This window comes from Cupriavidus sp. GW822-FHT02D05 (genome assembly GCF_058802485.1).
In genome coordinates, this window is record NZ_JBXAOE010000008.1 from 275,645 (window position 1) to 302,232 (window position 26,588).

At 67.3% G+C, this 26,588-nt stretch carries 19 protein-coding genes; 11 read left to right on the forward strand and 8 right to left on the reverse strand.

Annotated elements, in window-relative coordinates; translation table 11 throughout:
- Positions 1 to 79 precede the first annotated feature (79 nt).
- Complete coding sequence (locus AC1RQK_RS13420) at positions 80 to 1,639, reverse strand: sulfatase-like hydrolase/transferase (protein ID WP_492376272.1); 1,560 nt, start codon at positions 1,637 to 1,639, stop codon at positions 80 to 82.
- A 142-nt stretch (positions 1,640 to 1,781) separates the two neighbouring features.
- Positions 1,782 to 2,729 (reverse strand): Bug family tripartite tricarboxylate transporter substrate binding protein, encoded by a 948-nt coding sequence (locus tag AC1RQK_RS13425; protein ID WP_492376278.1) that lies wholly within the window; start codon positions 2,727 to 2,729, stop codon positions 1,782 to 1,784.
- Positions 2,730 to 3,012: 283 nt separating this feature from the next.
- Between AC1RQK_RS13425 and AC1RQK_RS13430 the strand changes: the two genes are divergently transcribed.
- The 6 genes from AC1RQK_RS13430 (at position 3,013) to AC1RQK_RS13455 (ending at position 12,794) form a co-directional block, all read left to right on the forward strand.
- Positions 3,013 to 3,636, forward strand: coding sequence for a MarR family winged helix-turn-helix transcriptional regulator (locus AC1RQK_RS13430; protein WP_492809318.1), 624 nt, complete (start codon positions 3,013 to 3,015; stop codon positions 3,634 to 3,636).
- A 92-nt stretch (positions 3,637 to 3,728) separates the two neighbouring features.
- Positions 3,729 to 4,475: a tetratricopeptide repeat protein gene (locus AC1RQK_RS13435; RefSeq protein ID WP_492809319.1), complete on the forward strand. Its 747-nt coding sequence runs from the start codon at positions 3,729 to 3,731 to the stop codon at positions 4,473 to 4,475.
- Between the two features lie 131 nt (positions 4,476 to 4,606).
- A complete protein-coding gene (locus AC1RQK_RS13440; RefSeq protein WP_416050160.1) occupies positions 4,607 to 8,149 on the forward strand; it encodes a transglutaminase family protein in 3,543 nt (1,180 codons plus the stop codon).
- A gap of 26 nt (positions 8,150 to 8,175) precedes the next feature.
- A complete protein-coding gene (locus AC1RQK_RS13445) occupies positions 8,176 to 10,830 on the forward strand; it encodes a circularly permuted type 2 ATP-grasp protein (RefSeq protein ID WP_492376276.1) in 2,655 nt (884 codons plus the stop codon).
- A gap of 20 nt (positions 10,831 to 10,850) precedes the next feature.
- The gene (locus AC1RQK_RS13450) at positions 10,851 to 11,777 is read left to right on the forward strand and encodes a transglutaminase family protein (protein WP_492376279.1); all 927 of its coding nucleotides are present in this window, start codon (positions 10,851 to 10,853) and stop codon (positions 11,775 to 11,777) included.
- A gap of 78 nt (positions 11,778 to 11,855) precedes the next feature.
- On the forward strand, positions 11,856 to 12,794 hold the full coding sequence (locus AC1RQK_RS13455; RefSeq protein ID WP_492387268.1) for an alpha-E domain-containing protein: 939 nt from the start codon (positions 11,856 to 11,858) through the stop codon (positions 12,792 to 12,794).
- A gap of 880 nt (positions 12,795 to 13,674) precedes the next feature.
- Here AC1RQK_RS13455 and AC1RQK_RS13460 read toward each other — a convergent pair.
- The 6 genes from AC1RQK_RS13460 to AC1RQK_RS13485 form a co-directional block, all read right to left on the reverse strand.
- Positions 13,675 to 14,442, reverse strand: a complete 768-nt coding sequence (locus AC1RQK_RS13460; protein ID WP_150993633.1) for a ParA family protein — start codon at positions 14,440 to 14,442, stop codon at positions 13,675 to 13,677.
- Positions 14,443 to 14,524: 82 nt separating this feature from the next.
- On the reverse strand, positions 14,525 to 15,667 hold the full coding sequence (rodA, locus tag AC1RQK_RS13465; protein WP_492376560.1) for a rod shape-determining protein RodA: 1,143 nt from the start codon (positions 15,665 to 15,667) through the stop codon (positions 14,525 to 14,527).
- A 12-nt stretch (positions 15,668 to 15,679) separates the two neighbouring features.
- Entirely contained in the window at positions 15,680 to 17,998 is a 2,319-nt protein-coding gene (gene mrdA, locus AC1RQK_RS13470; RefSeq protein ID WP_492376561.1) for a penicillin-binding protein 2, read from the reverse strand.
- A 72-nt stretch (positions 17,999 to 18,070) separates the two neighbouring features.
- On the reverse strand, positions 18,071 to 18,583 hold the full coding sequence (mreD, locus tag AC1RQK_RS13475; RefSeq protein WP_150992634.1) for a rod shape-determining protein MreD: 513 nt from the start codon (positions 18,581 to 18,583) through the stop codon (positions 18,071 to 18,073).
- The gene (mreC, locus tag AC1RQK_RS13480; RefSeq protein ID WP_492809320.1) at positions 18,580 to 19,632 is read right to left on the reverse strand and encodes a rod shape-determining protein MreC; all 1,053 of its coding nucleotides are present in this window, start codon (positions 19,630 to 19,632) and stop codon (positions 18,580 to 18,582) included. Before mreC ends, mreD begins: the two co-directional genes overlap by 4 nt.
- 202 nt (positions 19,633 to 19,834) lie before the next feature.
- On the reverse strand, positions 19,835 to 20,878 hold the full coding sequence (locus tag AC1RQK_RS13485; RefSeq protein ID WP_035859663.1) for a rod shape-determining protein: 1,044 nt from the start codon (positions 20,876 to 20,878) through the stop codon (positions 19,835 to 19,837).
- 652 nt (positions 20,879 to 21,530) lie between these two features.
- Between AC1RQK_RS13485 and gatC the strand changes: the two genes are divergently transcribed.
- The 5 genes from gatC (at position 21,531) to gatB (ending at position 26,380) form a co-directional block, all read left to right on the forward strand.
- Positions 21,531 to 21,830: an Asp-tRNA(Asn)/Glu-tRNA(Gln) amidotransferase subunit GatC gene (gatC, locus tag AC1RQK_RS13490; RefSeq protein ID WP_441640157.1), complete on the forward strand. Its 300-nt coding sequence runs from the start codon at positions 21,531 to 21,533 to the stop codon at positions 21,828 to 21,830.
- Between the two features lie 95 nt (positions 21,831 to 21,925).
- Positions 21,926 to 23,431 (forward strand): Asp-tRNA(Asn)/Glu-tRNA(Gln) amidotransferase subunit GatA, encoded by a 1,506-nt coding sequence (gene gatA, locus AC1RQK_RS13495; RefSeq protein WP_253932840.1) that lies wholly within the window; start codon positions 21,926 to 21,928, stop codon positions 23,429 to 23,431.
- Positions 23,428 to 23,895 carry a hypothetical protein gene (locus AC1RQK_RS13500; protein ID WP_492376563.1) on the forward strand — a complete coding sequence of 156 codons (468 nt, stop codon included), beginning with the start codon at positions 23,428 to 23,430 and terminating at the stop codon, positions 23,893 to 23,895. The genes gatA and AC1RQK_RS13500 overlap by 4 nt, the downstream gene beginning before the upstream one ends.
- Positions 23,892 to 24,842, forward strand: a complete 951-nt coding sequence (locus AC1RQK_RS13505; RefSeq protein ID WP_492809321.1) for a dienelactone hydrolase family protein — start codon at positions 23,892 to 23,894, stop codon at positions 24,840 to 24,842. The genes AC1RQK_RS13500 and AC1RQK_RS13505 overlap by 4 nt, the downstream gene beginning before the upstream one ends.
- Before the next feature lie 77 nt (positions 24,843 to 24,919).
- Positions 24,920 to 26,380, forward strand: coding sequence for an Asp-tRNA(Asn)/Glu-tRNA(Gln) amidotransferase subunit GatB (gene gatB, locus AC1RQK_RS13510; protein WP_492376565.1), 1,461 nt, complete (start codon positions 24,920 to 24,922; stop codon positions 26,378 to 26,380).
- The last annotated feature ends 208 nt before the right edge of the window (positions 26,381 to 26,588 follow it).

Below are 26,588 nucleotides of genomic sequence, written 5' to 3' on the forward strand. Positions count from 1 at the left end.
ACCGGTATTACGGCCAGACCGGCAGGAATCTTTAACCCCGGGCGCTATCCCGGCGCGGCATGCCACGATTCAAGCCACCTCACCAAACGCCAAAAAACACGCCCGCCTGCTTGTAGACATTGGTCTTGGCCGCCACCTCGTCGTTGCTCACCGTAGTGCGCGGCTTGAGGGTGCAGAACCATTCCAGCAGGTGCAGCCGCATCGTCGAGCGGATGGCTTCGTGGCCGGCATCCTCGCCCAGGTCGAAGAACTCGTCCGGGTCGCGTTCCAGGTCGAACAGCTGCGGGCGGAAACCCTGCCAGTGCACATACTTCCAGCGCGCATTGCGCACCATCCACGCCCGGCACTCGCCTGGCTGCCGGCCCAGCGCGATCCGCGCGCCGCGATACGCGTAGTCCAGCTCCGACACCACGAAATCCCGCCACTGGCCATTGCCGCGCTCGCGCGTGAGGTCCAGCAGCGAGCGGCCTTCCACGCGATGGTCGGCCGGCGGCAGGCCCAGCGCGTCCAGCACGGTCGGCACCACGTCCACGGCCGAGACCATGCGCGCATCCGCGCTGCCGCGGGTGGCGTCGGCTTCGGCCGAGGGGTCGTAGACAATGAGCGGGATGTTCTGCACGGTGTCGTAGAACTGCTCCTTCTCGCCGAGCCAGTGGTCGCCCAGGAAGTCGCCGTGGTCTGCCGTGAACACGATCAGCGTGTCTTCCCAGCGGCCCAGGCGCTCCAGTTGTTCCCACAATTCGCCCAGGCGATCATCGATCTGCTGCACCAGGCCTTGATAGGCGGGACGCACCGTGTCCGAGACTTCGCTGCGCATGAAGTTGGCGCATTCTTCCTGCGTGCGGTACGCGTCGAGCACTGGATGCGGGTTGTCCAGTTCCGCCTCGTGGCGCTTGAGCGGCAGGCAGTCGTCCAGCGAGTAGGCCGCATGGTAGGGCGCGGGCGCCATATAGGGCCAGTGCGGCTTGACCAGCGACAGGTGCAACACCCACGGGTCGTCGCCGCGCGCGGCGATGTACTGCATTGCCTGGCCCACTGTATAAGCCGTCTCCGAATGTGCTTGCGCCACGCGTGCCGGCAGGCCGGCATTGCGCATCTGCCAGCCCGACACGATCTCGCCCTGCGCATTCTCGGCACTGATCACGTAGTCCGTCCACGGGTCGGCGCTGTCGTAGCCTTGCTTGCGCAGCCACTCGGCATAAGCGCTGTGCGGCTCGGCGTGGTGGCCGTCATGGCGGTCGACTTCGACAAAGTGCCCGCTGCGCAGCAGCGTTTCCAGCTCGCTGCCGCCATCGAGATGCAGGCGCTTCATGTTGGCGTTGTCGGGCATCACGTGCGTCTTGCCGGCCAGCGCCAGCGCACGGTGGCTGTCCTTCAGGTATTCGCCCAGCGTGACTTCGCCAACGGACAGCGGCACGCGGTTCCAGGTGGCGCCGTGGCTGCTGGGGTAGCGCCCGGTGTAGAAACTCATGCGGCTCGGGCCGCAAACGCCGGAGGTGACGAACGCCTTGGTGAAGCGCACGCCGCGCGCGGCCAGGGCGTCGATGTGCTTTGTGCGCAGCGTGGGGTGGCCGTAGCACGCCAGGTGATCCTGGCGCAGCTGGTCGCACATGATGAAGAGGGTGTTTCTGGTGGGCATGGCTTTGTCGATGCCGGTCGGGCCGCTGACCTGATCGGCATCAATTAGGTAAATAACGTGATGTAGTTTTTTTGTTATTCAATCCATGTAGAAAATAACATTCATGGAGTGAATAAATTTGATGAAATACGACTGGGTATTTTTAATCCCCGGTATAGCCAGAGGCCTTGACCACTGGTCCCCACCGTCCGGCATCCGCCGCCAGCACCTTGCCGAACTGCTCCGCGCTCCCGGTTTGCGGCTCCAGCCCCAGCTTCAGGAACCGCTCCTTCAGATCCGCCGACTGCACCGCATGCACGATCGCCGCATTCAGCCGGTCGATCGTTGCCTTCGGCACGCCGGCCGGCGCCAGGAACCCGTAGCGGCCAAGCCCCTCGATGTCCTTGTAGCCAAGCTCGGTAAACGTGGGCACATCCGGCAATGCCACCGAGCGCTGCGTCCCCGAGCTCGCCAGGACGCGGATCTTGCCCGCGCGATGCATCTCGGTGAGATCGGCGAGCGTATCGACCGAGGCCGGCACCTGCCCGCCCACCAGCGCATTCATCAACGGTGCCGAGCCGTTGAACGGCACGTGCAACATCTCCACGCCCACCTGCTTGCCGATCAGCAAGCCAAAGAAGTGAGGAATGCTGCCTAGCGCCGGCGAGGCGTAGGAATTGTTCTTGGCCGGGCTGGCCTTGAGCCACTCGATGTACTCCTTCAGCGTCTTGGCCGGCGTGCCGGGGCCGGTGGCCAGGGCCAGCTGGAAGTTGGCGGTTTGTGCCACCGGCACGAAATCGCGCTGGATGTCGTAGTTCAGCTTGCGGTAGGTCAGCGGGGCGATGGTCATCACCGCGGAGTTGGCGACCACCAGCGTGTTGCCGTCGGCGGGCAGGGTGCGCGCATAGTCCATGACCAGGCGGCCGCCAGCGCCGGGCTTGTTCTCGATGACCACGGTTTGCTTGAGTTCCTCGCGCAGCTTGTCGCCGATGAGGCGGGCGGCCAGGTCGGCGGTGCCGCCGGCGGGATAGCCCACCAGGATGCGCAGCGGGCGGTCGTTCTGGGCGCTGGCCGGCGCGCTGGCCAGGCACACGGCGGCCAGTGCGGTCATGGTGGCGAGGGTGGGGACTAGCGCGCGCAGCAGTTTGGCGGGTTTCACGGGTTCTCCTGTTGGTTCGGCATCGGCGGGAAGCCGGCCAATTTATCGATACGGCCCGCGGGCGCCAAAGAAGGATTTCGCGCATCGATGTGCGCGTTTCGTTCCTGGGCGCATGGCTGCCCGGCCGTACCCCGGCGGATGCGCTTGGCACGCGCCCGCCAGTTCTTAGGCAGCGGCACAGACGCTAACACCCAGCCATATAATTGACAAAATCAACTAAATTTGCGGGTGCGGCATGAACGGCAGCCAGGCGGGCGAGCAGGCGCAGGAGGACCAGGAGGACCAGGAGGACCAGGAGGACCAGGAGGACCAGGAGGACCAGGGGCGGGACGCCGGCGAAACGCTGCGGCATCCCGCCCGTCTGGCGGACTTCCTCAATTACCGCCTCTATCACCTGACCCGCGTTGCCCTGCAAGCCAGCGGGCATCACCTGCGCGCCGCAGCCGGGGTGAGCCGGCGCGAGTGGCGCATGCTGTCCTTTCTCGGCGAGCAGCCAGGCACGCGCCTGACGGAGCTGGCGCAAAGCGCCGGGCTGGACAAGGTGCTGGCAAGCCGCGCCGTGCACGCGCTGATGGCGCGCGGGCTGGTGCAGCGCGCCACGCGCGAGCAGGACAAGCGGGCGGCGGCGTTTGCCCTGAGCGAGCAGGGCGAGGCGGTCTACCAGCTTGCCTTTGCGCAGGCCCAGGCCTTCAACGCCCGCCTGGCCGCCTGCCTGGATCCGGAGGAGGCGCGGGTGCTGGCGCGTTGCCTGTCCAGGCTGCACACGCAGGCCGAGGCCCTGCTGGCGCAGGCGCAAGCGCTGCCTAGCAGCGTACCCGCGCCTGCGGAACCGGCGCAGAACTGGTGGCGCCAACCGTAAGGTTTGGCCGGCCGCTTCCGACTGCACCTGTCGGCTTCGGAGTCCTACACTTGTAGACTTGGAGTCAGCGCGTGCCCTGCCTGGAGCCTGCCATGCCGCTTGTCCGTCGCTTTCCTGCCTACCTTCCTGCCCGCTTTCCTTCGCGATTGCGCGCCGCCGCCATTGCCGCGCTGCTTCCCCTCTGCCTGTTCGCCTTCCAGCACGCCCAGGCCGCGCGCCAGCCCCCGGCGCCGGCGCAGGAACTGACGCGCCAGGCGGTGACCGCCTACGACGCCGGCGCCTTCGATTCGGCCTTGCGGGATTTCGCCAAGGCGGCCCAGCAAGGCAACCGGCTTGCGCAGTACAACTACGCCATGATGCTGCTGCGCGGCGAGGGCACGCCGGTGCGCCAGGAGGAGGCGCTGATCTGGCTGCACCGCGCGGCCGAGAATGACATGACGCAGGCCCAGTTCACCTTTGGCGAGATGTACGAGCACGGCGAGCTGGTGCCGCGCTCGCTGGAGTCCGCCAACCAGTGGTACCGCCGCGCGGCCGAAGGCGGCCATGTGCAGGCCCAGGTGGAACTGGCGACCAATTACTTCACCGGACGGGGCCTCGCGCGGGACTACGGCAAGGCCTTCGAGTGGTACACGCGCGCCGCCACGGCGGGCGACGGCGGTGCCCAGTACATCGTTGCCAGCTATTACGAGCGTGGCGAGCCCGGCGTGGTCGAGAAGGACATCGAGCAGGCCAAGATCTGGTACGCCCGCGCCGCCGCGCACGGCGACCCCGGGGCGCTGGCCAAGCTGCGCTCGCTGATCGAGCAGGGACTGAAGGCAAAACAGGCTGGCGCCATGTAATGCTGCGGTAGTCTGGGCATGTTGCCATGCAAGGGCGGCCGCCGCCGGCCGCTATCTGGGGTGCGCCGCCGGGGGCGGTACAACTCTTGCTTGAGAGAACCACACGAAACCTGCGCCAATGGGAGGCACTAGTGGCAACACACGTCGCACTGAACCATGTCACCCACTACCGGTACGACCGGCCCGTGAAGCTTTCGCCGCAGGTGGTCAGGCTCCGTCCTGCCCCGCACTGCCGCACGCCGATCCTTTCGTATTCGCTGCGCATCGAGCCCGAGCAGCATTTCGTGAACTGGCAGCAGGACCCGTTCGCCAACTACCTCGCCCGGCTGGTGATCCCCGAGCCGACCACCGAGTTCAAGATCACCGTCGACCTGGTGGTCGAGATGGCGGTCTACAACCCGTTCGACTTCTTCCTCGAGCCCTACGCGGAGAATTTTCCCTTCACCTATGAGCCCGGCCTGGCTTACGAGCTGGCGCCCTATATGGTCAAGGGCGAGCTGACGCCGCGCTTTGCCGCCTTCGTGGAGAGCATTCCGCGCAACAAGCAGACCACGAGCGATTTCCTGGTGGCCCTGAACCAGCGCCTGCAAGAGGACATCCGCTACCTGATCCGCATGGAACCTGGCGTGCAGACGCCGGAGCAGACGCTGGAGACGGGCGCCGGCTCGTGCCGGGATTCCGGCTGGCTGCTGGTGCAGACGCTGCGCCACCTGGGGCTGGCCGCGCGCTTCGTGTCCGGCTACCTGCTGCAACTGGCGCCTGACGTGAAATCCATCGACGGCCCCAGCGGCACCGACGTGGACTTCACCGACCTGCACGCATGGTGCGAGGTCTACCTGCCGGGCGCGGGCTGGATCGGGCTCGACCCCACCTCCGGCCTGCTGGCCGGCGAGGGCCATATCCCGGTGGCATGCACGCCCGAGCCGGGCAGCGCGGCGCCGGTCAGCGGCGCGGTCGACAAGAGCGAGGTGACCTTCCACCACGAGATGTCGATCACCCGCATCTATGAATCGCCGCGCGTGACCAAGCCCTATACCGAGGCGCAGTGGCAGGCGGTGGCGGCCGTGGGCGCCGAGGTCGATATCCAGCTCAACGCACAGGATGTGCGCCTGACCATGGGCGGCGAGCCGACCTTTGTCGCGGTCAAGGATCGCGACGGCGCGGAATGGAACACCGATGCGCTCGGCACCACCAAGCGCGCCTATGCCACTGAACTGGTGCATAAACTGCGCGCGCGCTATGGCAAGGGCGGCTTCCTGCACTTTGGCCAGGGCAAGTGGTACCCGGGCGAGCAATTGCCGCGCTGGGCCTTGTCGATCTGCTGGCGCGCCGACGGCCAGCCCTGCTGGCAGGACCCGTCGCTGTTCGCCGATGAGCGCGAGCCGGCCGACTATACCGAGGCCGACGCGCACCGCTTCCTCGATAGCCTGGCCAACCGCCTCGGGCTCAACCCCGGCTTTGTGCAGCCCGGCTATGAGGACACCTGGTACTACCTCTGGCGCGAGCGCCGCCTGCCGGTCAACGTCGACCCGCTGGAGGCGCGGCTCGACGATGAGATGGAGCGCATGCGCCTGCGCCGCGTGTTCGATGGCGGCCTGGCGCGGCCCACCGGCTACGTGCTGCCGCTGCGCCGCACCGGCCTGGAAGATGGCCCGGCGCTGGCCGCCCACCGCTGGATCAGCGGGCCGTGGTTCTTCCGCGACGACCGCATGTACCTGCTGCCCGGCGATTCGCCGATGGGCTACCGCCTGCCGCTGGATGCCCTGCCCTGGGTCAGCGAGGCCGACTACCCGTGGCAGTTCGACCAGGACCCGTTCGCGGCGCGTTCGCCGCTGCCCACCGGGGCGCAACTGCGCGCGCAGTTGCCCGGGCTTGCCGGCCAAGGCGCCGAGCCCGGCCAGGCGGCGGAGTTCCGTGCCAGCACCGCGGCCTATCCCGCGCCCGGCTCGGCCGCGGCCGCGCGTGCCGGCAAGCTTGCCGGGGCCAAGCCGGGGGCGGGCACGATCGGTGGCACGGCCGCGCCCGCTGCCCTGGCCGCGGACCTGGCGCGCGTGCCCGAGCGCGGCGAATCCGCGGGCTGGATCACGCGTACTGCGCTGTGCGTGGAAGTGCGCCATCCCAGCCGCGCCGCCGGCCCCAAGGCCGAGAGAGCGGCCGCGGGCGACAAGCGCGGCATGCTCTACGTCTTCATGCCGCCGCTGACCGTGCTGGAGGACTACCTGGAGCTGCTGGCGGCGGTGGAAGCCACCGCCGCCGGGCTGGGCGTGAAGATCGTGCTCGAAGGCTACCCGCCGCCGCGCGACGTGCGCCTCAAGCTGCTGCAGGTCACGCCCGATCCCGGCGTGATCGAGGTCAACATCCATCCGGCCGCCAACTGGGACGAACTGGTCGACCATACGGAATTCCTCTACCAGGCCGCCCACGAGACCTACCTCAGCACCGAGAAGTTCATGCTCGACGGGCGCCACACCGGCACCGGCGGCGGCAACCACTTCGTGCTGGGCGGCGCCACGCCGGCCGACAGCCCCTTCCTGCGGCGCCCCGATGTGCTGTCCAGCCTGATTGCGTACTGGCACAACCATCCCTCGCTGTCCTACCTGTTCTCGGGCATGTTCATCGGTCCGACCAGCCAGGCGCCGCGCGTGGATGAGGCGCGCAACGACCAGCTCTACGAGCTCGAGATCGCCTTTGCCGAGCTGCAGCACCAGCTCGACCGGCTCTGCGGCGCCGAGGGTGGGGTCGGCGCGCACATGCCGCCGTGGCTGGTCGACCGTGCGCTGCGCAATATCCTCATCGACGTCACCGGCAACACCCACCGCAGCGAGTTCTGCATCGACAAGCTCTATTCGCCCGACGGCCCCACCGGCCGGCTCGGCCTGCTGGAGCTGCGCGCGTTCGAGATGCCGCCGCATGCGCGCATGAGCCTGGTGCAGCAGTTGCTGCTGCGCGCGCTGGTGGCCCGCTTCTGGCGCGAGCCTTATCGCGGGCGGCTCACGCGCTGGGGCACGGAGCTCCACGACCGTTTCCTGCTCGGCACCTTCGTGCAGATGGACTTCGAGGACGTGCTCACCGAGATGCGCGAAGCCGGCTTCGCGTTCGACAACGCCTGGTTCGCGCCGCACTTCGAGTTCCGCTTCCCGCGCGTGGGCGAGCTCGCGGCCGGCGGCCTGTCGCTGACGTTGCGCACCGCGCTCGAACCCTGGCATGTGATGGGCGAGGAGGGCAGTGCCGGTGGCACCGTGCGCTATGTGGATTCGTCGCTCGAGCGCATCGAGGTGCGCGTGCTGGGCATGAACGACAGCCGCCATGTGGTCACCGTCAATGGCCGCGCGGTACCGCTGCAGCCCACCGGGCGCGTCGGCGAGTTCGTGGCCGGGGTGCGCTACCGCGCCTGGGCGCCGCCGTCTGCGCTGCACCCCACCATTGCCTCGCATGCGCCGCTGACTTTCGACGTTGTCGACACATGGATGGGGCGCAGCATCGGTGGATGCCAGTATCATGTTTCGCATCCGGGCGGGCGTAGCTATGAGACCTTCCCGGTTAATGCGTACGAGGCTGAGAGCCGGCGCCTGACACGCTTCTTCACGCTTGGCCACACGCCGGGCGTGATGCGCGTGGAACCGCCCCGGCGCAGCCTCGAGTTTCCGTTCACGCTGGATTTGCGACAACGCTGATCCGGCAGCCCCCAAAGCCGCGCCCCGTGTCTCTTCAGCCGTCCCTGCCTTTTGATGAAACCGCCCCTGCCGTCGACGCGGTGATGCACCGCGCGCGGCCGGTGCCGCCCGGGCACCTTGATGAACTGGGGGCATGCGGGGACGGGTTGCGCGAGCCCTGGGCGCGCTTTTTCCAGATACTGGGCGAGGAAGGGATCGACGGCCTTGACCAGCAGGCTGCCGCCATGGCGCGCCAGATCCGCGACAACGGCGTGACCTACAACGTCTACGCCGACAACACGGACAAGGCCGGTGCGCGCGCCTGGGCGCTGGACCTGCTGCCCTTCCTGGTGAGCGAGGAAGACTGGCAGCGGATCGAGCGCGGCGTGGCGCAGCGCGCTGAGCTGGCCAACGCCATGGTGGCCGACATTTACGGGCCGCAGGCATTGCTGTCCAAGGGGTTGCTGCCGGCCGGCCTGGTCTTTGGCCATCCCGGCTACCTGCGCCCGCTCAAGGGCTACCAGCCGCCGGGCGGCAACTTCCTGCACATCGTCGCGGTGGACCTCGCGCATACCTTGGAGGGCGGCTGGACGGTGATGGCCCACCGCACGGAGACGCCTTCCGGCATGGGCTACGCGCTGGAGAACCGCCTCATCATCTCCAGCCTGTTCGCCGATGCCTTTCGCGAGCTGCGCGTGCGGCGCCTGCCCGCCGCGTTCTCGCAGCTGGTGGCCACGCTGGCGCAGCAGCCCGCGGCGCAGCCACCCGCGCCGGAATCCGCGGCGGGCGCCGCCGCCTCGGTCAGCAAGCACATCGTGCTGCTCACCCCGGGGCCCTACAACGAAACCTATTTCGAGCACACCTTCCTGGCCCGCTACCTCGGCATCACGCTGGTCGAGGGCAAGGACCTGACGGTGCGCAACGACGTGGTGTACCTGAAGACGCTGGCCGGGCTGGAGCGCGTCGATGTGGTGTTGCGCCGCCTGGACGACGCCTATTGCGATCCGGTCGAGCTGCGCCAGGATTCCACGCTCGGCGTGCCCGGGCTGCTGCAGGCGATGCGCGCGGGCAATGTGCTGGTGTCCAACGCGCCCGGCTCGGGCTTCCTGGAGACGCCGGCCATCCACGGCTTCCTGCCGGCCATTTCCCGCGCGCTGCTGGGCGAGGAATTGCTGCTGCCGGGCGTGCCCAGCTGGTGGTGCGGCGAGGCCACGGCGCGTGAGGAGGCGCTCGGGGAATTCACCGAAGCCTTCCTGATGCCAACCTACCCGCGCGGCATGGCGCAGCCGTGGGAAGGCCCGCGCCTGGGCATGGAGCGCGGGCTGCAGCGCCTGGCGGACTGGCGCGAGCGCATCGAGCAGGTGCCGGATCTGTTCACCATCCAGGCCGATCTGCCGCTGTCGCACGCACCACGCTGGGAAGGGCCGCATATCGGCTCGCGCGCTGCCATGCTGCGGGTCTATGCCATTGCCGACGGGCGGGGCGGCTGGCAGGTGATGCCCGGCGGCTTCACCCGGCTTGCGGGCGAGGGGCAGCCGGCGGTATCGATGCAGCTCGGCGGCTCCAGCGTCGACACCTGGGTGCTGTCGAGCCAGCCGGCGCAGCCGGGCGCCACGCCGCTGCAGTTCCCCATGGCCGGCGCGGCGCGCGGGCCGGCGGCCAAGCCGCTGGCGGTGTCCAGCCGCGCCGCCGAGAACCTGTTCTGGGCCGGCCGCTATGCCGAGCGCGCGGAAAACAACGTACGCCTGTGCCGCCTGGTGCTGGGCTCGATCGAAAGCAGCGACGACCGCGACGACAGCGCGCTCGACGTGATCGGCGAACTGGTGCTCGCCTGCGGCCTGCTGCCGACCGGCGCGCCGCAGCCGCGCGCCTCGCTGCGTGTGTTCGAGCGCAGCCTGGTGTCCGCGCTGGCGCAAAGCGCCGGCTGGACCAGCGTGGGCCAGAACCTGGCCAGCCACGTGCACGCCGCCACCGAAATCCGCAACCGGCTGTCCAACGATCACTGGCGCACCATCCTGGCCGCGCGCAACGATTTCGGCGATGCCATGGAGGCGGCCTGCGCGGGGAGTCCCGGCGGTGGCGGCGACGCGGGCATCTACGACCGTCCGCGCGTGCTGGCGGCGCTGGATCACCTCTCCATGCAGCTCGCCGCCATCAGTGGCGCGCAGGGCGACCGCATGACCCGCGACGAAGCCTGGCGCCTGCTGTTTATCGGCCGCCATATCGAGCGCGTGGCCACGCTCTCGACGTTCCTGCGGGTGTTTGCGCACAACGGCGCGCTGCTGCACCGGACCTGCTTCGATTTGCTGCTGCACCTGTTCGACAGCACGCTGACCTTCCGCGCGCTGTACCCGGGCCGCTCCGATGTGCCCGCGCTGGTCGACCAGTTGGTGATCGAGCCGACCAACCCGCGCGGGCTCTACGGCTTGCTGGCGCGGCTGCGCGTCAAGCTCGGCCAGATCTCGCCGCCGGCCAGCCCGGCCGGCACAGGGCGCGTGCCGCTGCCGCAATGGCTGCCCACCGTGGAGACGCTGCCCGGCTGGGAAGCACTATGCCAGCGCGGCGCCGACGGGAAATACACCAATCTGGTGCAACTGTGCGAGCAACTGACTGACATGATGGTGCAGCTCTCGGACGAAATCAGTGCGCGCTACTTCAGCCATGCCGGCATGGCCGGCACCCGCGTCGGGGCGCAACCATGAGCGCAACCATGAATGCGACGATGAGCCAGGCGCAAGACGTTGCCGAGCCCGCGCCAGAACGCGTGGCCTCCGTGCTGACGATTCATCACAAAACCATCTACGATTACTCCGCGCCGGTGGAGAACGCCCAGCAGCGCGCCGTGGTGTTTCCGGTGACCTGCCCATGGCAGGCGGTGCACGCGCACAGCACGCAGATCGAGCCGCCGCCGTCGCACCAGCATGCGGACATCGACGCCTTCGGCAACAACGTGCTGTACTTCACCATCGACGTGCCGCACGACTATATGCAGCTCGCCTGCGAGAGCACAGTCAGCGTCACGCCGCGCTGGGCGTCGCTCGACCCCGCCGCCAGCATGCCGTGGGAGACGGCCGTCGCCGCGCTGCGCTTTCGCGCCGGGCAGCCCTTCCTGCCGGAAAGCGAGTTCTGCTTCGCCTCGCCCAACGTGGCGCTGCATCCCGATCTCAAGGCCTACGCGCTCGCCAGCTTCGCGCCCGGCGTGCCCGTGGTGGCCGGCGCCATCGACCTGATGCATCGCGTGCACGCCGACTTCGAATACCAGACCACGGCCACCGAGGTCGATACCCCGGCGCTGCAAGCCTTCGGCCTGCGCAGCGGCGTGTGCCAGGATTTCGCCCAGGTCATGATCGGCTGCCTGCGCTCGCTCGGCCTCGCGGCGCGCTACGTCAGCGGCTACCTGTGCACCGAGCCGCCACCCGGCCAGCCCAGGCTGATCGGCGCCGACGCTTCCCATGCGTGGCTGTCGGTGTACTGCCCGCTGGCCGGCTGGGTCGACCTCGATCCCACCAACGACGTGCTGGCCGACACCAGCCACGTCACGCTGGCGTTCGGGCGCGACTATAGCGATGTCTCGCTGCTGCGCGGCGTCATCGTGGGCGGCGGCGCGCACGATGTGGAAGTGGAGGTCAGCGTGCTGCCGGTCGAGTAGGCACCGCGCCGCGGTCAGCGGCTGGCAAGCCAATTGCTTGTCAGTAGCCTGGGTTTGCCGAGAAAAGGGGGAATCATCATGCTAAGCCGCACCGCCGACCACCTGTTCTGGATGGCCCGCTACACCGAGCGCGCGGAAAACACCGCCCGCATGCTCGACGTCAACTACCAGGCTTCGATGCTGCCGCAATCACCCGAGGTGGCACAGCAAGGCTGGCTGGCGATGCTCGACGTGACGGAGCTCACGCCGGTATTCGCCGCGCACCACGGCGCGGTCGTGCACGAGGAAGTGATCGATTTCATGGTGCGCGACCTGAGCCACCCGGCGTCGATCATGTCCTGCCTGCGCGCCGCCCGCGAAAACGCCCGCGCCGTGCGCGGCGCACTCACCACGCCGCTGTGGGAGACCATCAACACCACCTGGCTCGATGTCCAGCAGATGGTTGCCGACGGCATCCTGCGCCAAGATCCGGCGCAGTTCTTCGAGTGGGTCAAGTTCCGCTCCCACTTAACGCGTGGTGTGGAAGCCGGCACCATGCTCAAGGACGAAGCCTACTGTTTCATGCGGCTGGGCACCTTCCTGGAGCGCGCCGACAACACCGCGCGCATTCTCGACGTCAAGTTCCAGGCCACCGACCTCGGCCTGCAGCAAGACGATTTCTACCAGTGGGCCGCGGTATTGCGCTCCGTGTCGGGGCTGGAGATGTATCGCAAGGTCTATCGCTCGGTGGTCACGCCGGAGCGCGTGGCCGAGTTGCTGATCGTACATCCGGATATGCCGCGGTCGCTGGCGGCCAGTTTGCGGGAGGTGGTTTCGTTGCTGGCGCAGGTGCGCAATGGGCAGTCAGTGGAGACGGAGCGGCGGGCGGGGAAACTGCATGCCGAGCTTAAATTCACTCGGATCGAGGATATTTTTTCTGTCGGGATTCATGGGTGGCTTAGCGATTTTCTTCGCAGGATCCATGAGCTTGGGGGTGGGGTTAGTCGGGATTTTTTGATGAAGGGGGTGGGGGGGTAGGGGGTAGGGGTTTTTGGGGGGCTTTCGCTGTTTATTTTAGCGGTGATGGCCTTTGCACCCAACAGCCATACGACATCCCCCTGCGGGGGCTGCCGGTCACTCTTCTTTGCGTCGGCAAAGAAGACTAACGAGAAGAAAGCCGACCCTGCCGGGCGCAGAACAATCGCGGATGCTAGGGGTACTGGTTTCGTCGTGCGGCCACAGTTCTGCTGGCATCTGCCGGTACCGGTTTGTAGGGCATCGCAATGGCATGGCCCATGGGTTTCGTTGTGGGGCCCCTGACCTCGTGTGCGGTGACCATTCCCACATCTGCCGTTACCGGCACGAAGCACCACGACACATCGCCCGTCAATGGTTTCGTGGTGGGGCGGGCGCGGTGGTCAGGGCCTTGGGCATATCAATCCGGTGCCACCGCGCCCACGACGGAACCGGTGCGCCTGCAACTTCGTGGCCGGCCATGCCGCGAGCGACAGACGGCTTGAAGCAAGTAGTGCCTGCTACCGGGGGCCTCACCACGCATCCCGGAAGCTGGCAGGATCGTGGCCAGTCAAGCCGGTACCGGCAGAAGCCCGCCGGCACTCCGGGCCGTACGACGCAACCACCGAGGCCCATGAGCCTTATTGCTCTGCGCCCGGCAGGGTCGGCTTTCTTCTCGTTAGTCTTCTTTGCCGACGCAAAGAAGAGTGACCGGCAGCCCCCGCAGGGGGATGTCGTATGGCTGTTGGGTGCAAAGGCCAACGCCGAAAGAGACGAACCAAAGAGCCCACACATCCGAGCCCTTGGGCGCAAAAGCCATCGCCGCTCAAAGAAACAGCGACCAACCCCGCAGGGCGATGTCGTATGGCCCTTGGGTCCAAAGGCCAACGCCGCAGCAAAAAAGCTACCCCACCAACTCCCGATGCAACGCCAAATACTCCAACGCCAACTTATGCCTCGGATCCAGGTGAATCATCGGCATCGCATGCTGATGCGACTCCCGGATCTTCACGGACGACGACAACCGTGAATTCAACACCGGCAACCCTTCGCCGACCAGTTCCTCCACCAGTTGCAACGGCAAGGTGGCGCGCGGCTGGAACTGGTTGATCACGATCCCTTCGACTTCCAGGTCCGCGTTGTGGTCGTGCTGGATCTCTTTCACGTTGTCGAGCAGCGTGTAGAGCGCGCGGCGGGAGAAGTCGTCGCAGTCAAAGGGAATCAGGCAGCGCTGGACGGCAATCAGCGCGGAGCGGGTGTAGAAGTTCAGCGCGGGCGGGGTGTCGATGTAGATGGCGTCGTACGCGTCTTCCAGCTCGATCAGCGCGTCGCGCAGCTTGTAGATCTTGTAGCGGGATTCGAGCTTGCCGTGCAGCGTATCGAGCTCGGGATGGGCAGGCATCACATCGAGGTTTTCGAACGGCGTGGCGTGGATGAACGCGGTGACATCCAGCGGCTTGAAGCTGTATGTGAGCGCGGTCTCGAAGAAGTCGGCCACCGTCGGGGTGGCCTCGGCAGCGTGCGCGCCGAGCAGGTACTGGCTGGAGTTGCCTTGCGCATCGAGGTCGATGACCAGGGTGCGCAGGCCTTCGCTGGCACTGATGGCCGCCAGGTTGCAGACGATGGTCGACTTACCGACTCCGCCTTTCTGATTGAATACGACGCGCCGCATTTGAGCCCTTGGAGGTGAACGTTCCAAAGGAGAGAGGATACCTTAGCAAGGTGTCATTTCAGCGGCCAAATCGCACGCCAGGCTATGTTTGTATCAGCCGCTTTTGCCGCGAGATACTCATCAGGATCCCGATGCCCATGCCCAGCGTCACCAGCGCCGTTCCCCCGTAGCTCAGCAGCGGCAACGGCACGCCCACCACGGGCAGGATGCCGCTCACCATGCCCATGTTCACAAAGGCATAGGTGAAGAAGATCAGTGTGATCGATCCCGCCAGCAGCCGCGAGAACAGCGTCGGCGCGTTGGCCGCGATGTACAGCCCGCGGAAGATCAGCAGCAGGTAGAGCACTAGCAGCACGGCGTTGCCGATCAGTCCGAACTCTTCGGAGAACACCGCGAAGATGAAGTCGGTGTGCTTCTCGGGGATGAACTCGAGGTGCGTCTGCGTGCCCTTGAGCCAGCCTTTGCCGAACACCCCGCCGGAGCCGATGGCGATGATGGACTGGATGGTGTGGAAGCCCTTGCCGAGCGGGTCGGTGGTGGGGTCCAGCAGCGTGCAGATGCGGTGTTGCTGGTAGTCGTGCAGGATCGGCCAGTTCACGCCGGGGGCGCAGATATCGTGCTCGAAGCTGACCAGCGCGGTGATGGCGACCACCGCGATGGCGAGCAGCGGCAGGATGATCTTCCACGACAGGCCGGCGAAATAGATCACGTAGAGGCCGGCGGCCATCACCAGCAGGCCGGTGCCGAGGTCGGGCTGCTTGGCGATCAGGCCCACGGGCACGCCGAGCAGCACCAGCGCCAGCACAAAGTCGAACCACCTGATCGAGCCCTCCCGCTTCTGGAAGTACCACGCCAGCATCAGCGGCATGGCGATCTTCATGATCTCGGAGGGCTGGATCACCATGCCGACGTAGAGCCAGCGCCGCGCGCCCTTGCGGATCAGGCCGAACATGGCCACCGCCACCAGCAGGGCCACGCCGATCGTATAGAGCGGCACCGCCACCCGCATCAGCGTCTGGGTTGGCAGGTAAGCGATGACCCACATCACCAGGTAGGACAGCAGGATGTTGCGCAACTGGTCCTCGACCCGGCCGGGCATGTCGATCGCAGCGGAGTAGAGCGCCACGATGCCGGTGGCGAACAGCAGGAAGACGATGAGCGCGAGTGGCTTGTCAAAGCCGGTCAGGGCCGTCTTGATGAACGATAGGACGCGGCGGCGATCCATGGCGCGTCTCCTTCAGCGTGAAGCGTTGCCGCCGGCCGCGGCGGGCGCGGTTGCCGGTTTGGCGCGGGGTTTCGAACTGGCGGGCGCCATGACTGGCGAGGCGGCCGGAGCGGGGGGCGGCGCCGGGCGGCTGTGGCCGAGGGCCTGCGCCATGCGCTGGTCCAGCGTCTGCACCGCCGAGGCGGGCGGGATGGCGGCGGGGTCGATCACCGGCGCCACCACGGCAGAGGCGGCCGTGGCGGAGGCGCCGGCGCGGGCTGCCACCCGCGCCGCCGGCACGCTGGCGCCTTCGCTGGTGGCGGCGGCTTCGCTCGCGCCCATGACGGTGGCGCTGGCGATGCTGGCGGTGTGGCCGGTGGTAAACACGCTGGGCGTATCCACGGGCGGCTTGCCGCCGGCGCGTTCGGACGCGGGCGGGGCGATGTTCGCCAGTTCTTCCGGCCACTTGCCCGTCAAATAGTAATCCATCACCTTGCGTGCGATCGGCGCGGCCACGGCACCGCCGAAGCCGGCGTTTTCCACGATCATCGCCAGCGCGATCTTCGGGTTGTCGGCGGGAGCGAACGCGGTATAGAGCGCGTGGTCGCGCTTGCGCTCGTCCAGCGCGTGGTGGTTGTACTTCTCGTTCTTGCCCATGGTGAAGGTCTGCGCCGTCCCGGTCTTGCCGGCGGACTCATAGGCGGCGCCGGCGAACGCGCGGGCGGCGGTGCCCGAGTGCGTCACGCCGACCATGGCGCGCTTGATCACGTCGATATCCGACTGCTTGAGCGGCAGGCGGTAGCTTTCCTTGGGCACGGTGAGCTCGCGCTCGCGGCTGACCGAATCCTCCACCGCTTTGACCAGGTGGGGCTTCATGGCGATGCCGTTGTTGACCAGGATGGAGGTGGCGTTGGCCAGCTGCAGGATGGTGAAACTGTTGTAGCCCTGGCCGATCCCCAGCGAGATGGTTTCGCCGTCATACCATTTCTGCTGCTCGGGCTTGCGGTAGGCGCGGCGTTTCCAGTCGGTGGAGGGCAGGATGCCGCGGCTCTCGCCTTCGATGTCGATGCCGGTGATCTGGCCGAAGCCCAGCGGCTTCATGAAGTCGTGGATGCCGTTGACGCCCATGTCGCGCGCCAGCATGTAGTAATAGGTGTCACACGACTGAATGATGGAGGCGTTCATGTCCACCCAGCCGTGGCCGCCCGGCTTGTCGTCGCGGAAGGTATGGTTGCCGAGCGTGAACGAGCCCGGATCGTGGAAGCCCCAGGCCGCGGTGCGCTTGCCGGTGGTGAGTGCCGCCAGCGCCATGAACGGCTTGTAGGTGGAGCCGGGCGGGTAGGTGCCGCGCAGCGGGCGGTTCAGGAGCGGCTTGTCGGGCGAGCCGTTGAGCTCGTTCCAGGTATTGGTGTCGATGCCTTCGACGAACAGGTTGGGGTCGTAGGTCGGCTTGGAGACAAAGGCCAGGATGTCGCCTGTGGCCGGCTCGATTGCCACCAGCGCGCCGCGCTTGTCGCCAAACAGCGCCTCGGCCAGTTGCTGCAGGCGGATGTCGAGCGACAGGATCAGGTTGTTGCCGGGCGTGGCGGGGGAGGTGGACAGCGTGCGGATGGGCCGTCCGCCCGCGCTCACTTCCACTTCCTCGAAACCGGTCAGGCCGTGCAGCTCGGTCTCGTAGCTTTGCTCGATGCCGATCTTGCCGATGTAGTTGGAGCCCTTGTAGTTGTCGGCGTCCTTGCGCGGATCGTATTTGGCGCCTTCGGCGCTGTTGGCCTCGTCCATGGCCTCGATGCGTTCCTGGTCGCGCTGCGAGATGCGGCCCAGGTAGCCGATCACGTGCGAGGCGGACTCGCCCATCGGGTACTGGCGGAACAGCCGGGCGCGCACGTCCACACCGGGAAAGCGGAAGCGCTGGGCGGAGAAGCGCGCCACTTCCTCATCGGTGAGCTGGCTGCGGATCGGCAGGCTTTCGAAGCTGCGCGACTCCTCCATCAGGCGCTTGAAGCGGCGGCGGTCGCGCGGCTGGATGTCGATCAGCTGGGCCAGTTCCTCGATGGTGTTGTCGAGCGTGTCGGACAGCTTGGACGGGGTGATTTCCAGCGTGTAGGCGGAATAGTTGCGCGCCAGCACCACGCCGTTGCGGTCCATGATGATGCCGCGGTTGGGCTCGATCGGCGCCACCGAGATGCGGTTGTCCTCGGCCTTGGCCGAGTACTGGTCATGCTTGTACCACTGCAGCCACAGGAAACGGCTGAACAGCAGGCCGAAGCAGATCACGGCAAACAGGCCCGCCGCCGCTACGCGGATGCGGAAGCGGCCGAGCTCCTGTTCGACATTGCGTATTTCGGTCATGGTACTGCGTCAGCCTTGCGGTTTGCCGCGCCCCCCAAGGGGGCACGGCGGGACTTCGGTTGGGGTAAAGCGTCAGATTGGCCGGGTTTCGTCCACGTCGGCGCTGCGGCGCTGCGGCGCCAGCAGCATGCCGGTGGCCAGCGGCCACAGCAGCGCTTCGATGCCCGGCGCCAGCAGCAATTGCCAGCCGGGCAGCGGCGCGCCCATGGCCAGGCGGATCAGCACCGGCACAGCGTGGGCGATGAACAGGAGCGGCAGCACGTGCAGCGCCTGGGTATAGACCGTGAACCACAGCACGCGGCGATGGATGGTGATGGCGAAGTACGCCAGCAGCGAGTAGGCCATGGCGTGCTCGCCCAGCAGGCGCGCGTCATGCACGTCCATCAGCAGGCCGAGCGCGAAGGCCACACCCATGCCGACCTTGCGCGGCTGGTGGATGTTCCAGAACACCAGCACCAGCGCCACCATGTCGGGCACCCACAGCGTGGTGCCCCAGGGCATCAGGTTGAACAGGAAGGCCAGCACGAAACTCAGCGCGATAAACGCGGGGTTGACCGGGCGCAGCAGGTATTGGGGATTGGTCAACGCTTGGGCTCCTTGGCCGGGGCGGGCTTGTCGGCCGGCCTTTGCGCCGGCTTGTCAGCGGGCTTGTCAGCGGGTTTGTCGGCGGGCTTGTCGGCGGGCTTGTCGGCCGGCCGCTCTCCTGAGCGTTCGGCATCCCGCACGCCCGGGCGGTTCGCCCTGACGCTTCGCGCCTCCTTGGCGTCGCGTGGGCCGTCGATGGACTCGCGCGGCGGCAACTGCGCTTCGTAGCGGATCACCAGCAACTGGCGGTGCGAACGCACGCCGGCCACCGGTTCGCAGTACACGCGCGAGAAGGCGGTATCGGCCTTGCGCTCGATCTGGACGATCTTGGCCACCGGCAGGCCTGGCGGGTAGGTGCCGTCCAGGCCGGAGGTCACCAGCAGGTCGCCCTGCTGCAGGTCGGCCGAGGCGGCCATGAAGCGCAGGTCGAGCAGGCCGGCGCGGGCGCCGCCAAAGGCCACGCTACGCAAGCCGTTGCGCACTACCTGCACGGGAATGGCCTGTTCCTTGTCGGTCAGCAGCGTGACCTCCGACTGGAACGGCGAAACCCGCGTGACCTGGCCGATCACGCCGCGTTCGTCGATCACGGGGTAGCCCGCGCGCAGGCCATGCTGGCTGCCGCGGTCGATCACGATGCGCTGGCTGTAAGGGTCGCGGGCGTCGTACAGGATCTCGGCCGCCGTCACCGGCGTGGCCGACTGCTGTACCAGGCCAAGCAGCTTGCGCAGCTGGTTGTTCTCGGCCTCGAGCTGGGACTGGCGCACCGAACCCTCGGCCTCGGTCACCATGCGGCGCTTGATCTCGCGGTTCTCGCTGGCGAGGGTGGCGGATGACTGGGCGTAGTCGAAGGTGGCGCGCAGCGCGTCGCGCGGCACCAGCACCGCGCGCTCCACCGGCATCAGCACGGTGGCGGCAACCTGGCGCACCACGCGCAGGGCGTCAAAGCGCGCATCAACGATGAGCAGCGCCAGCGCGATCGTCACATAGAAGACGAGGCGCGCAACGGCGGAAGTGCCCTGCTTGAAGAGCGGCGGCGGAGTGTAATCCATTTACCCGTGCGCTGGCAGAAAGGTCCCCCGGTGCCACAGGCACGACCGCGCCGCGGCACGCCAGCCGGAGTGGCTGGGGCGTCGCGGCGCGGTGTGGTGCACGGGGACTGGCGGGGTCGGGAGGGTAGCGCGGCAAGGCGCTGCCTCGACCAGGTAGTCCGGCAGGCCGCGTCGCGCCACGTGCGAATCCTCTGCTTACGCTTTATTCGTAAGAAAAGATGCTGCCGAGCTTGTCCATGCGCTCGAGCGCCATGCCGGAGCCGCGTACCACGCAGGTCAGCGGGTCTTCGGCGACCAGCACCGGCAGGCCGGTTTCCTCGGCCAGCAGGCGATCCAGGTCGCGCAGCAGCGCGCCGCCGCCGGTCAGCATCATGCCGCGCTCGGCGATGTCCGCGCCGAGTTCCGGCGGGGTTTGTTCCAGCGCGATCTTGACGGCCGACACGATCTGGTTGAGCGGATCGGTCAGGGCTTCCAGGATTTCGTTGGACGATACCGTGAAGGCACGCGGGATGCCTTCGGACAGGTTGCGGCCCTTGACTTCCATTTCGCGGACTTCTGAGCCGGGGAAAGCCGAACCGATGGCCTTCTTGATGGCTTCGGCGGTCTGCTCGCCGATCAGCATGCCATAGTTGCGGCGGATGTAGTTGACGATGGCTTCGTCGAACTTGTCGCCACCCACGCGCACCGAGCCCTTGTAGACCATGCCGCCCAGCGAGATGATGCCCACCTCGGTGGTGCCGCCGCCGATATCCACCACCATCGAGCCCGACGGCTCCGACACGGGCAGGCCGGCGCCGATCGCGGCCGACATCGGCTCCTCGATCAGGTACACCTGGCTGGCGCCGGCGCCCAGCGCCGATTCGCGGATGGCGCGGCGCTCGACCTGGGTCGAGCCGCAGGGCACGCAGATGATGATGCGCGGCGAGGGGCGCAGCAGCTTGGTGTCGTGCACCATCTTGATGAACTGCTTGAGCATCTGCTCGGTGACCGTGAAGTCGGCGATCACGCCGTCTTTCATCGGGCGGATCGCTTCGATGTTGCCCGGCACCTTGCCCAGCATCTGCTTGGCTTCCTTGCCCACTGCCTGGATCGTCTTCTTGGCGTTGGGTCCGCCTTCCTGGCGGATGGCGACCACGGACGGCTCGTCAAGGACGATGCCCTTGTCACGCATATAGATCAGGGTGTTGGCGGTGCCGAGGTCGATCGCGAGATCGTTGGAGAAGTAGCTGCGGAGAAATCCGAACATCAGGAATCCTGTTTCTGGTGGTTCGCGAGTATGCGAAGTGGCCGGCGCCGCTGCGGGGCCAGCCACGATATTCATAGCGACGGGTAGTATTAAGGCCCCCGGTCGTCCGGTGGGGCCGGCGCCGTTGCCAGTCCGCGTTGTCATCCGCTGCGAACTGCCAGGGCCAGGGCCGCCAGCCAAGGCCGCTTTGCCAGGTGGCGAAAGCAGCCTCTACGGGAACCTTTGATTAGACCACGCGCGAAAGTTCGGTGGAACGGCGCTGCAATTACAAATTAATTGCTGGCGGGGGCGGCCTAATCGGAGGAACCTGTCTGTCATCCCTTGGGGGCCTTCAAGCCTGCGCCGGCGCGGGCCGGTCGGGCCACGCGGCCAGTGCTGGCTGGCCCGGGTGCCGGAGTGCGCCGCCGGGGTGTCCCGCCGGAGTGTCTCGCCGGAGTGTCTCGAAATGCTCCGGAGGAGGCGGTTTTGCACCAATGTGACGAAGGCGCGGCCAAAGGATGGCAACGCGCAATGATACCTTATAATTCCCCCTGTTTCGGGGGCTTCTTCCTCGAAAAAACCTGTAACTTTGACGATTCCCGGGCGCTCCCGGCAGCACTTGCCCGGCCCGCCCCGGCCGCGCCCGCATCGCCTTTCGCACCGACCCCAAGCCATGGCTCTCGACCTATCCGACGTCAAGCGCATCGCCCACCTTGCCCGCATCGAAATCAACGATGCCGAGGCCGGGCAGACGCTTGTGCAGCTCAATCAATTCTTCTCCCTGGTCGAACAGATGCAGGCGGTCGACACCACCGGCATCGTGCCGCTGGCCCACCCGCTGTCCGCGGTGCGCGAGATGTCGCAGCGGCTGCGCGACGACGTGGTCACCGAGCCCAGCCGCCGCGAGGACTACCAGCGTCCCGCCCCGGCCACCGAAGGCGGCCTCTACCTGGTGCCCAAGGTCATCGAATAAAGGTCAGACGCACCCCGGCCCTCGACCCAGCGGCTGCGCCGCGCCGCCTCCAGGCTGCGCCGGCAGCCATCACCTGCCAAGCCAAACCGACCGACATGCCCTTTTCCGCAACTTCCGTGACCTCCCTGCGCGAGCTTTCCGACGCGCTGGCGGCACGCTCCGTCTCCGCCGAAGAACTGGCGCGCGATTACCTGGCCCGCATCGAGCAGGCGGGTGCGCTCAACGCCTTTGTCGACGTCAACCCCGAACTCACCCTGGCGCAGGCCCGCGCCGCCGACGCGCGCCGCGCGCGCGGCGAAGCCGGCCCGCTGACCGGCGTGCCGATCGCCCACAAGGACGTGTTCGTCACCCGTGGCTGGCGCGCCACGGCGGGCTCGCGCATGCTGGCCAACTACGAAAGCCCGTTCGACGCGGCCGTGGTCGAGCGCCTCGCCGCCGCTGGCATGGTCACGCTGGGCAAGACCAATATGGACGAGTTCGCGATGGGCTCGTCCAACGAGAACTCGCACTTCGGCCCGGTCAGGAACCCCTGGGACGCCAGCCGCGTGCCGGGTGGCTCCTCGGGCGGGTCTGCGGCCGCCGTGGCCGCCGGCCTGGCGCCTGCCGCCACCGGCACCGACACCGGCGGCTCGATCCGCCAGCCGGCCTCGTTCTCCGGCATCACCGGCATCAAGCCTACCTATGGGCGCGTATCGCGCTACGGCATGATCGCCTTCGCCTCCTCGCTCGACCAGGGCGGCCCGATGGCGCATACCGCCGAGGATTGCGCCATGCTGCTGGGCGGCATGGCCGGCTTCGACGAGCGCGACTCCACCAGCGTTGCGCCCGCCCTGGGCGGCGTCGACGAGGACTACACCCGCCTGCTGGGCCAGGCGCGGGTGGGCGCCAGCGCCGGCAAGCCGCTGTCAGGGCTGCGCATCGGCCTGCCGAAGGAATATTTCGGCAAGGGCCTGGCAGCGGACGTGGAGCAAGCCGTGCGCGCGGCGCTTGCCGAGTACGAAAAGCTGGGCGCCACGCTGGTCGAGGTGTCGCTGCCCAAGACCGAGCTGTCGATCCCCGTGTACTACGTGATCGCGCCGGCCGAGGCATCGTCCAACCTGTCGCGCTTTGACGGCGTGCGCTTTGGCCATCGCGCCGCCGAGTACCGCGACCTGATGGACATGTACAAGAAGACCCGCGCCGAAGGCTTCGGCCCCGAGGTCAAGCGCCGCATCATGGTGGGCGCCTACGTGCTGTCGCACGGCTACTACGACGCCTATTACCTGCAAGCACAAAAGATCCGCCGCATCATCGCTGACGATTTCCAGCGCGCCTTCACCCAGTGCGACGTGATCATGGGCCCGGTGGCACCCACGGTGGCGTGGAAGCTCGGCGAGAAGAGCGCGGACCCGGTGCAGATGTACCTGGCCGACATCTTCACGCTGTCGACCAGCCTGGCCGGCCTGCCCGGCATGAGCGTGCCCTGCGGGCTGGGCGAGGGTGGCATGCCGGTTGGCCTGCAGTTGATCGGCAACTACTTTGGCGAGGCCGAGCTGCTGCAAACGGCGCACGCCTTCCAGCAGGCAACGGACTGGCACCTGCGCCGGCCCGCGCAGGCATGATCGCAGCGCGCTGGCTGTCCCGCATCGTGCTCGGCATCGGGCTGGCCGCTGCATTGGCGGCCTGCATCCCGCTGCCGCGCTTTGGCGGCAAGCCCCCGCCGATTGCCAGCCGCGACATCGACCTCGCCGGCGATTGCCGCCGCACCGAGGAAGACGGCTTTCGCGAGGATGCGCAGGTGCGCGTGACGGACAACACCGTGCAGCAGTTGTCATGGAAGCTGTGGGTGGGCAAGCGCGGCTCGTGCAGCTTCAACCTGGCCGAATTCCGCCAGACCCAGAAGAAGCCGCATATCGAGCTGCGCGCCAACGACGGCAGCGCCTGCAAGCTGATGATCTGGCAGGATCCGCGCCGGGTCACGCTCGCGCACGCCAATTGCGAGGCGCGTTGCTCGCCGGGCATCTACGAAGAAGCCTGGCCGGTGATGTTCGAGCCTGGCGGCGGCGGTTGCGCGCAGACCCGATGAACCCGCTCAACGCCATGTCCCGAGCCGCCCACGGTTGCATCGCCGCTCGCCTGAAGGCCTTCTTCAGCCTGGGCGCATGCGCCTTGCTGCTGGCAAGCCACGCCGTGCTGGCGCAGGCTTCCATGCCGGCGGCGCAGACGGTGCGTTTCCCGGGCGCCGACGGCGGCCAGCCGCTCAGCGGCTACTGGTTCGTGCCGCAGCGCAGCGCCGCGGCCCCGGTCCCGGCCGTACGCGTGGTGATTGCGCTGCACGGCTGCGGCGGGCTGCACCGCAGTGGCGGCGCGGATGCGGCAGCGCTCCAGAGCCGTTACCGCGAGTACGTGCAGTGGCTGACCGCGCGCGGCTACGCGGTGCTGCTGCCCGACAGTTTCGGCCCGCGCGGCAAACCGGATGGCATCTGCACCGAACGCATGGACAGCCGCGACATCGACGACGCCACGCGGCGCGGCGATGTGCTGGCGGCGTTACAGTGGCTCGCGCAGCAGCCCGGCGTGGACACCGCGCATATCGTGCTGCTGGGCTGGTCCAACGGCGCGCAGGCGGTGCTCAGTGCCATCGACGCCAGCCGCGACTGGCCGGCGGGCGCACCGGCGATCGAGCGCGCCGTGGCTTTTTACCCTGGCTGCAAGAGCGCGGTGCAGCGGCATGAGTACCGCCTGCGCACGCCCCTGCTGCTGCTGACCGGCGGCGCCGACGACTGGACCCCCGCCACCCGCTGCGCCATGCTGCGCGAGGCGGTCGCGGCGCGCCAGCCGGATGCGCGTTTTCGCCTGGAGATCTACCCCGGCGCGTATCACGGCTTTGATGGCACCGAGCCGCTGCGGGTGCGGCGCGATGTGCCTAACGGCTCGCGTCACGGCCAGGGCGTGACCGTGGGCGGCGACCCGATCTCGCGCGATGCGGCGCTGGCGCAACTGGATTCATGGCTGGCCAGCCCGAATCCGTGAAAGAACACCGTAGCCATACATAGCCACACGTAGCAAACAAGTAGCAACACATACAGCACACGAACAGGAATACCGCCATGCAATGGGAAGTGGTGATCGGCCTCGAGACGCACACGCAGTTGTCGACGGCCTCCAAGATTTTTTCCGGTACCTCCACCGCCTTCGGCGCGGCGCCGAACACGCAAGCCTCGCCGGTTGATCTGGCGCTGCCCGGCGTGTTGCCGGTGCTTAACCGCGGCGCGGTCGAGCGCGCCATCCAGTTCGGCCTGGCGATCGGCGCCACCATCGCGCCGCGCAGCATCTTCGCGCGCAAGAATTACTTCTACCCCGACCTGCCCAAGGGCTACCAGATCAGCCAGTACGAGCTGCCGGTGGTGCAGGGCGGCAGCATCAGCATCCAGGTCGAAGGCAAGAAGGGCGAAACCTACGAAAAGACCGTGCAGCTCACGCGCGCCCACCTCGAGGAAGACGCCGGCAAGTCGCTGCACGAAGATTTCGCCGGCATGACCGGCATCGACCTGAACCGCGCCGGCACGCCGCTGCTGGAGATCGTCACCGAGCCCGACATGCGCAGCTCGGCCGAGGCCGTGGCCTACGCCAAGGCCCTGCACGCGCTGGTGATGTGGCTGGGCATCTGCGACGGCAACATGCAGGAAGGCAGCTTCCGCTGCGACGCCAACGTGTCGGTGCGCCCCTATGGCAGTCCCAAGCTGGGCACGCGCCGCGAGATCAAGAACCTGAACTCGTTCCGCTTCCTGCAGCAGGCCATCGACTACGAAGTCCAGTGGCAGATCGCCGAGATCGAGGATGGCCGCGAAATCCAGCAGGCCACCGTGCTATTCGACCCGGACACCGGCGAGACGCGCGCCATGCGCACCAAGGAAGACGCGCACGATTACCGCTACTTCCCCGACCCCGACCTGCTGCCGCTGGAGATCGACGCCGCCTGGATCGCGCGCGTGAAGTCCGAGCTGCCGGAGCTGCCGGTGGCCATGCAAGCGCGCCTGGTGTCGCAATACGGCCTGTCCGCCTACGACGCCAGCGTGCTGACCGCCTCCAAGTCGCTCGCGAACTATTTCGAGGCGGTGGTCGCTGAAGCTGGCGCGGCCAATGCCAAGCCGGCTGCCAACTGGCTGATGGGCGACGTGTCGTCGCTGCTCAACCGCGAAGGCATCGCGCTGGAAGCCGCCCCGGTCAAGCCGGCCCAGCTGGCCAAGCTGCTGGTGCGCATTGCCGATGGCACGGTGTCCAACAACACGGCCAAGAAGGATGTCTTCCCGGCCATGTGGGCAGGCGAAGAAGGTGCCGACGCCGACGCCATCATCGCGGCCAAGGGCCTCAAGCAGATGTCCGACTCGGGCGAGCTGGAAAAGATCATCGACGACGTGCTGGCTGCCAATGCGAAGTCGGTGGAGGAGTTCCGTGCTGGCAAGGAGAAGGCGTTCAACGCGCTGGTGGGGCAGGCCATGAAGGCCACCAAGGGCAAGGGGAATCCTGCTCAGGTGAATGAGTTGCTGAAGAGGAAGTTGGGGGCGTAAGGGGGGAGGGGGTGTAGGGGGGTAGTGGCTTTTGGGGGGGCTTTCGCTTTTTCTTTGAGCGGTGTTGGCTCTTGCACCCAACAGCCGTACGACATCCCCCTGCGGGGGCTGCCGGTCACTCTTCTTTGCGTCGGCAAAGAGGGTGGAGACAAAACAAAGAAAGACCTATTCTTCCTAAACTGAACATGGAGATGCAGTCATGGGGAAG

Coding starts and splice junctions, on each gene's coding strand:
- AC1RQK_RS13420 (WP_492376272.1), bottom strand. CDS start 1,639: ATGCCCACCAGAAACACCCTCTTCATCATGTGCGACCAGCTGCGCCAG.
- AC1RQK_RS13425 (WP_492376278.1), bottom strand. CDS start 2,729: ATGACCGCACTGGCCGCCGTGTGCCTGGCCAGCGCGCCGGCCAGCGCC.
- AC1RQK_RS13430 (WP_492809318.1), top strand. CDS start 3,013: ATGAACGGCAGCCAGGCGGGCGAGCAGGCGCAGGAGGACCAGGAGGAC.
- AC1RQK_RS13435 (WP_492809319.1), top strand. CDS start 3,729: ATGCCGCTTGTCCGTCGCTTTCCTGCCTACCTTCCTGCCCGCTTTCCT.
- AC1RQK_RS13450 (WP_492376279.1), top strand. CDS start 10,851: ATGAGCCAGGCGCAAGACGTTGCCGAGCCCGCGCCAGAACGCGTGGCC.
- AC1RQK_RS13455 (WP_492387268.1), top strand. CDS start 11,856: ATGCTAAGCCGCACCGCCGACCACCTGTTCTGGATGGCCCGCTACACC.
- AC1RQK_RS13460 (WP_150993633.1), bottom strand. CDS start 14,442: ATGCGGCGCGTCGTATTCAATCAGAAAGGCGGAGTCGGTAAGTCGACC.
- rodA (WP_492376560.1), bottom strand. CDS start 15,667: ATGGATCGCCGCCGCGTCCTATCGTTCATCAAGACGGCCCTGACCGGC.
- mrdA (WP_492376561.1), bottom strand. CDS start 17,998: ATGACCGAAATACGCAATGTCGAACAGGAGCTCGGCCGCTTCCGCATC.
- mreC (WP_492809320.1), bottom strand. CDS start 19,632: ATGGATTACACTCCGCCGCCGCTCTTCAAGCAGGGCACTTCCGCCGTT.
- AC1RQK_RS13485 (WP_035859663.1), bottom strand. CDS start 20,878: ATGTTCGGATTTCTCCGCAGCTACTTCTCCAACGATCTCGCGATCGAC.
- gatC (WP_441640157.1), top strand. CDS start 21,531: ATGGCTCTCGACCTATCCGACGTCAAGCGCATCGCCCACCTTGCCCGC.
- gatA (WP_253932840.1), top strand. CDS start 21,926: ATGCCCTTTTCCGCAACTTCCGTGACCTCCCTGCGCGAGCTTTCCGAC.
- AC1RQK_RS13500 (WP_492376563.1), top strand. CDS start 23,428: ATGATCGCAGCGCGCTGGCTGTCCCGCATCGTGCTCGGCATCGGGCTG.
- AC1RQK_RS13505 (WP_492809321.1), top strand. CDS start 23,892: ATGAACCCGCTCAACGCCATGTCCCGAGCCGCCCACGGTTGCATCGCC.
- gatB (WP_492376565.1), top strand. CDS start 24,920: ATGCAATGGGAAGTGGTGATCGGCCTCGAGACGCACACGCAGTTGTCG.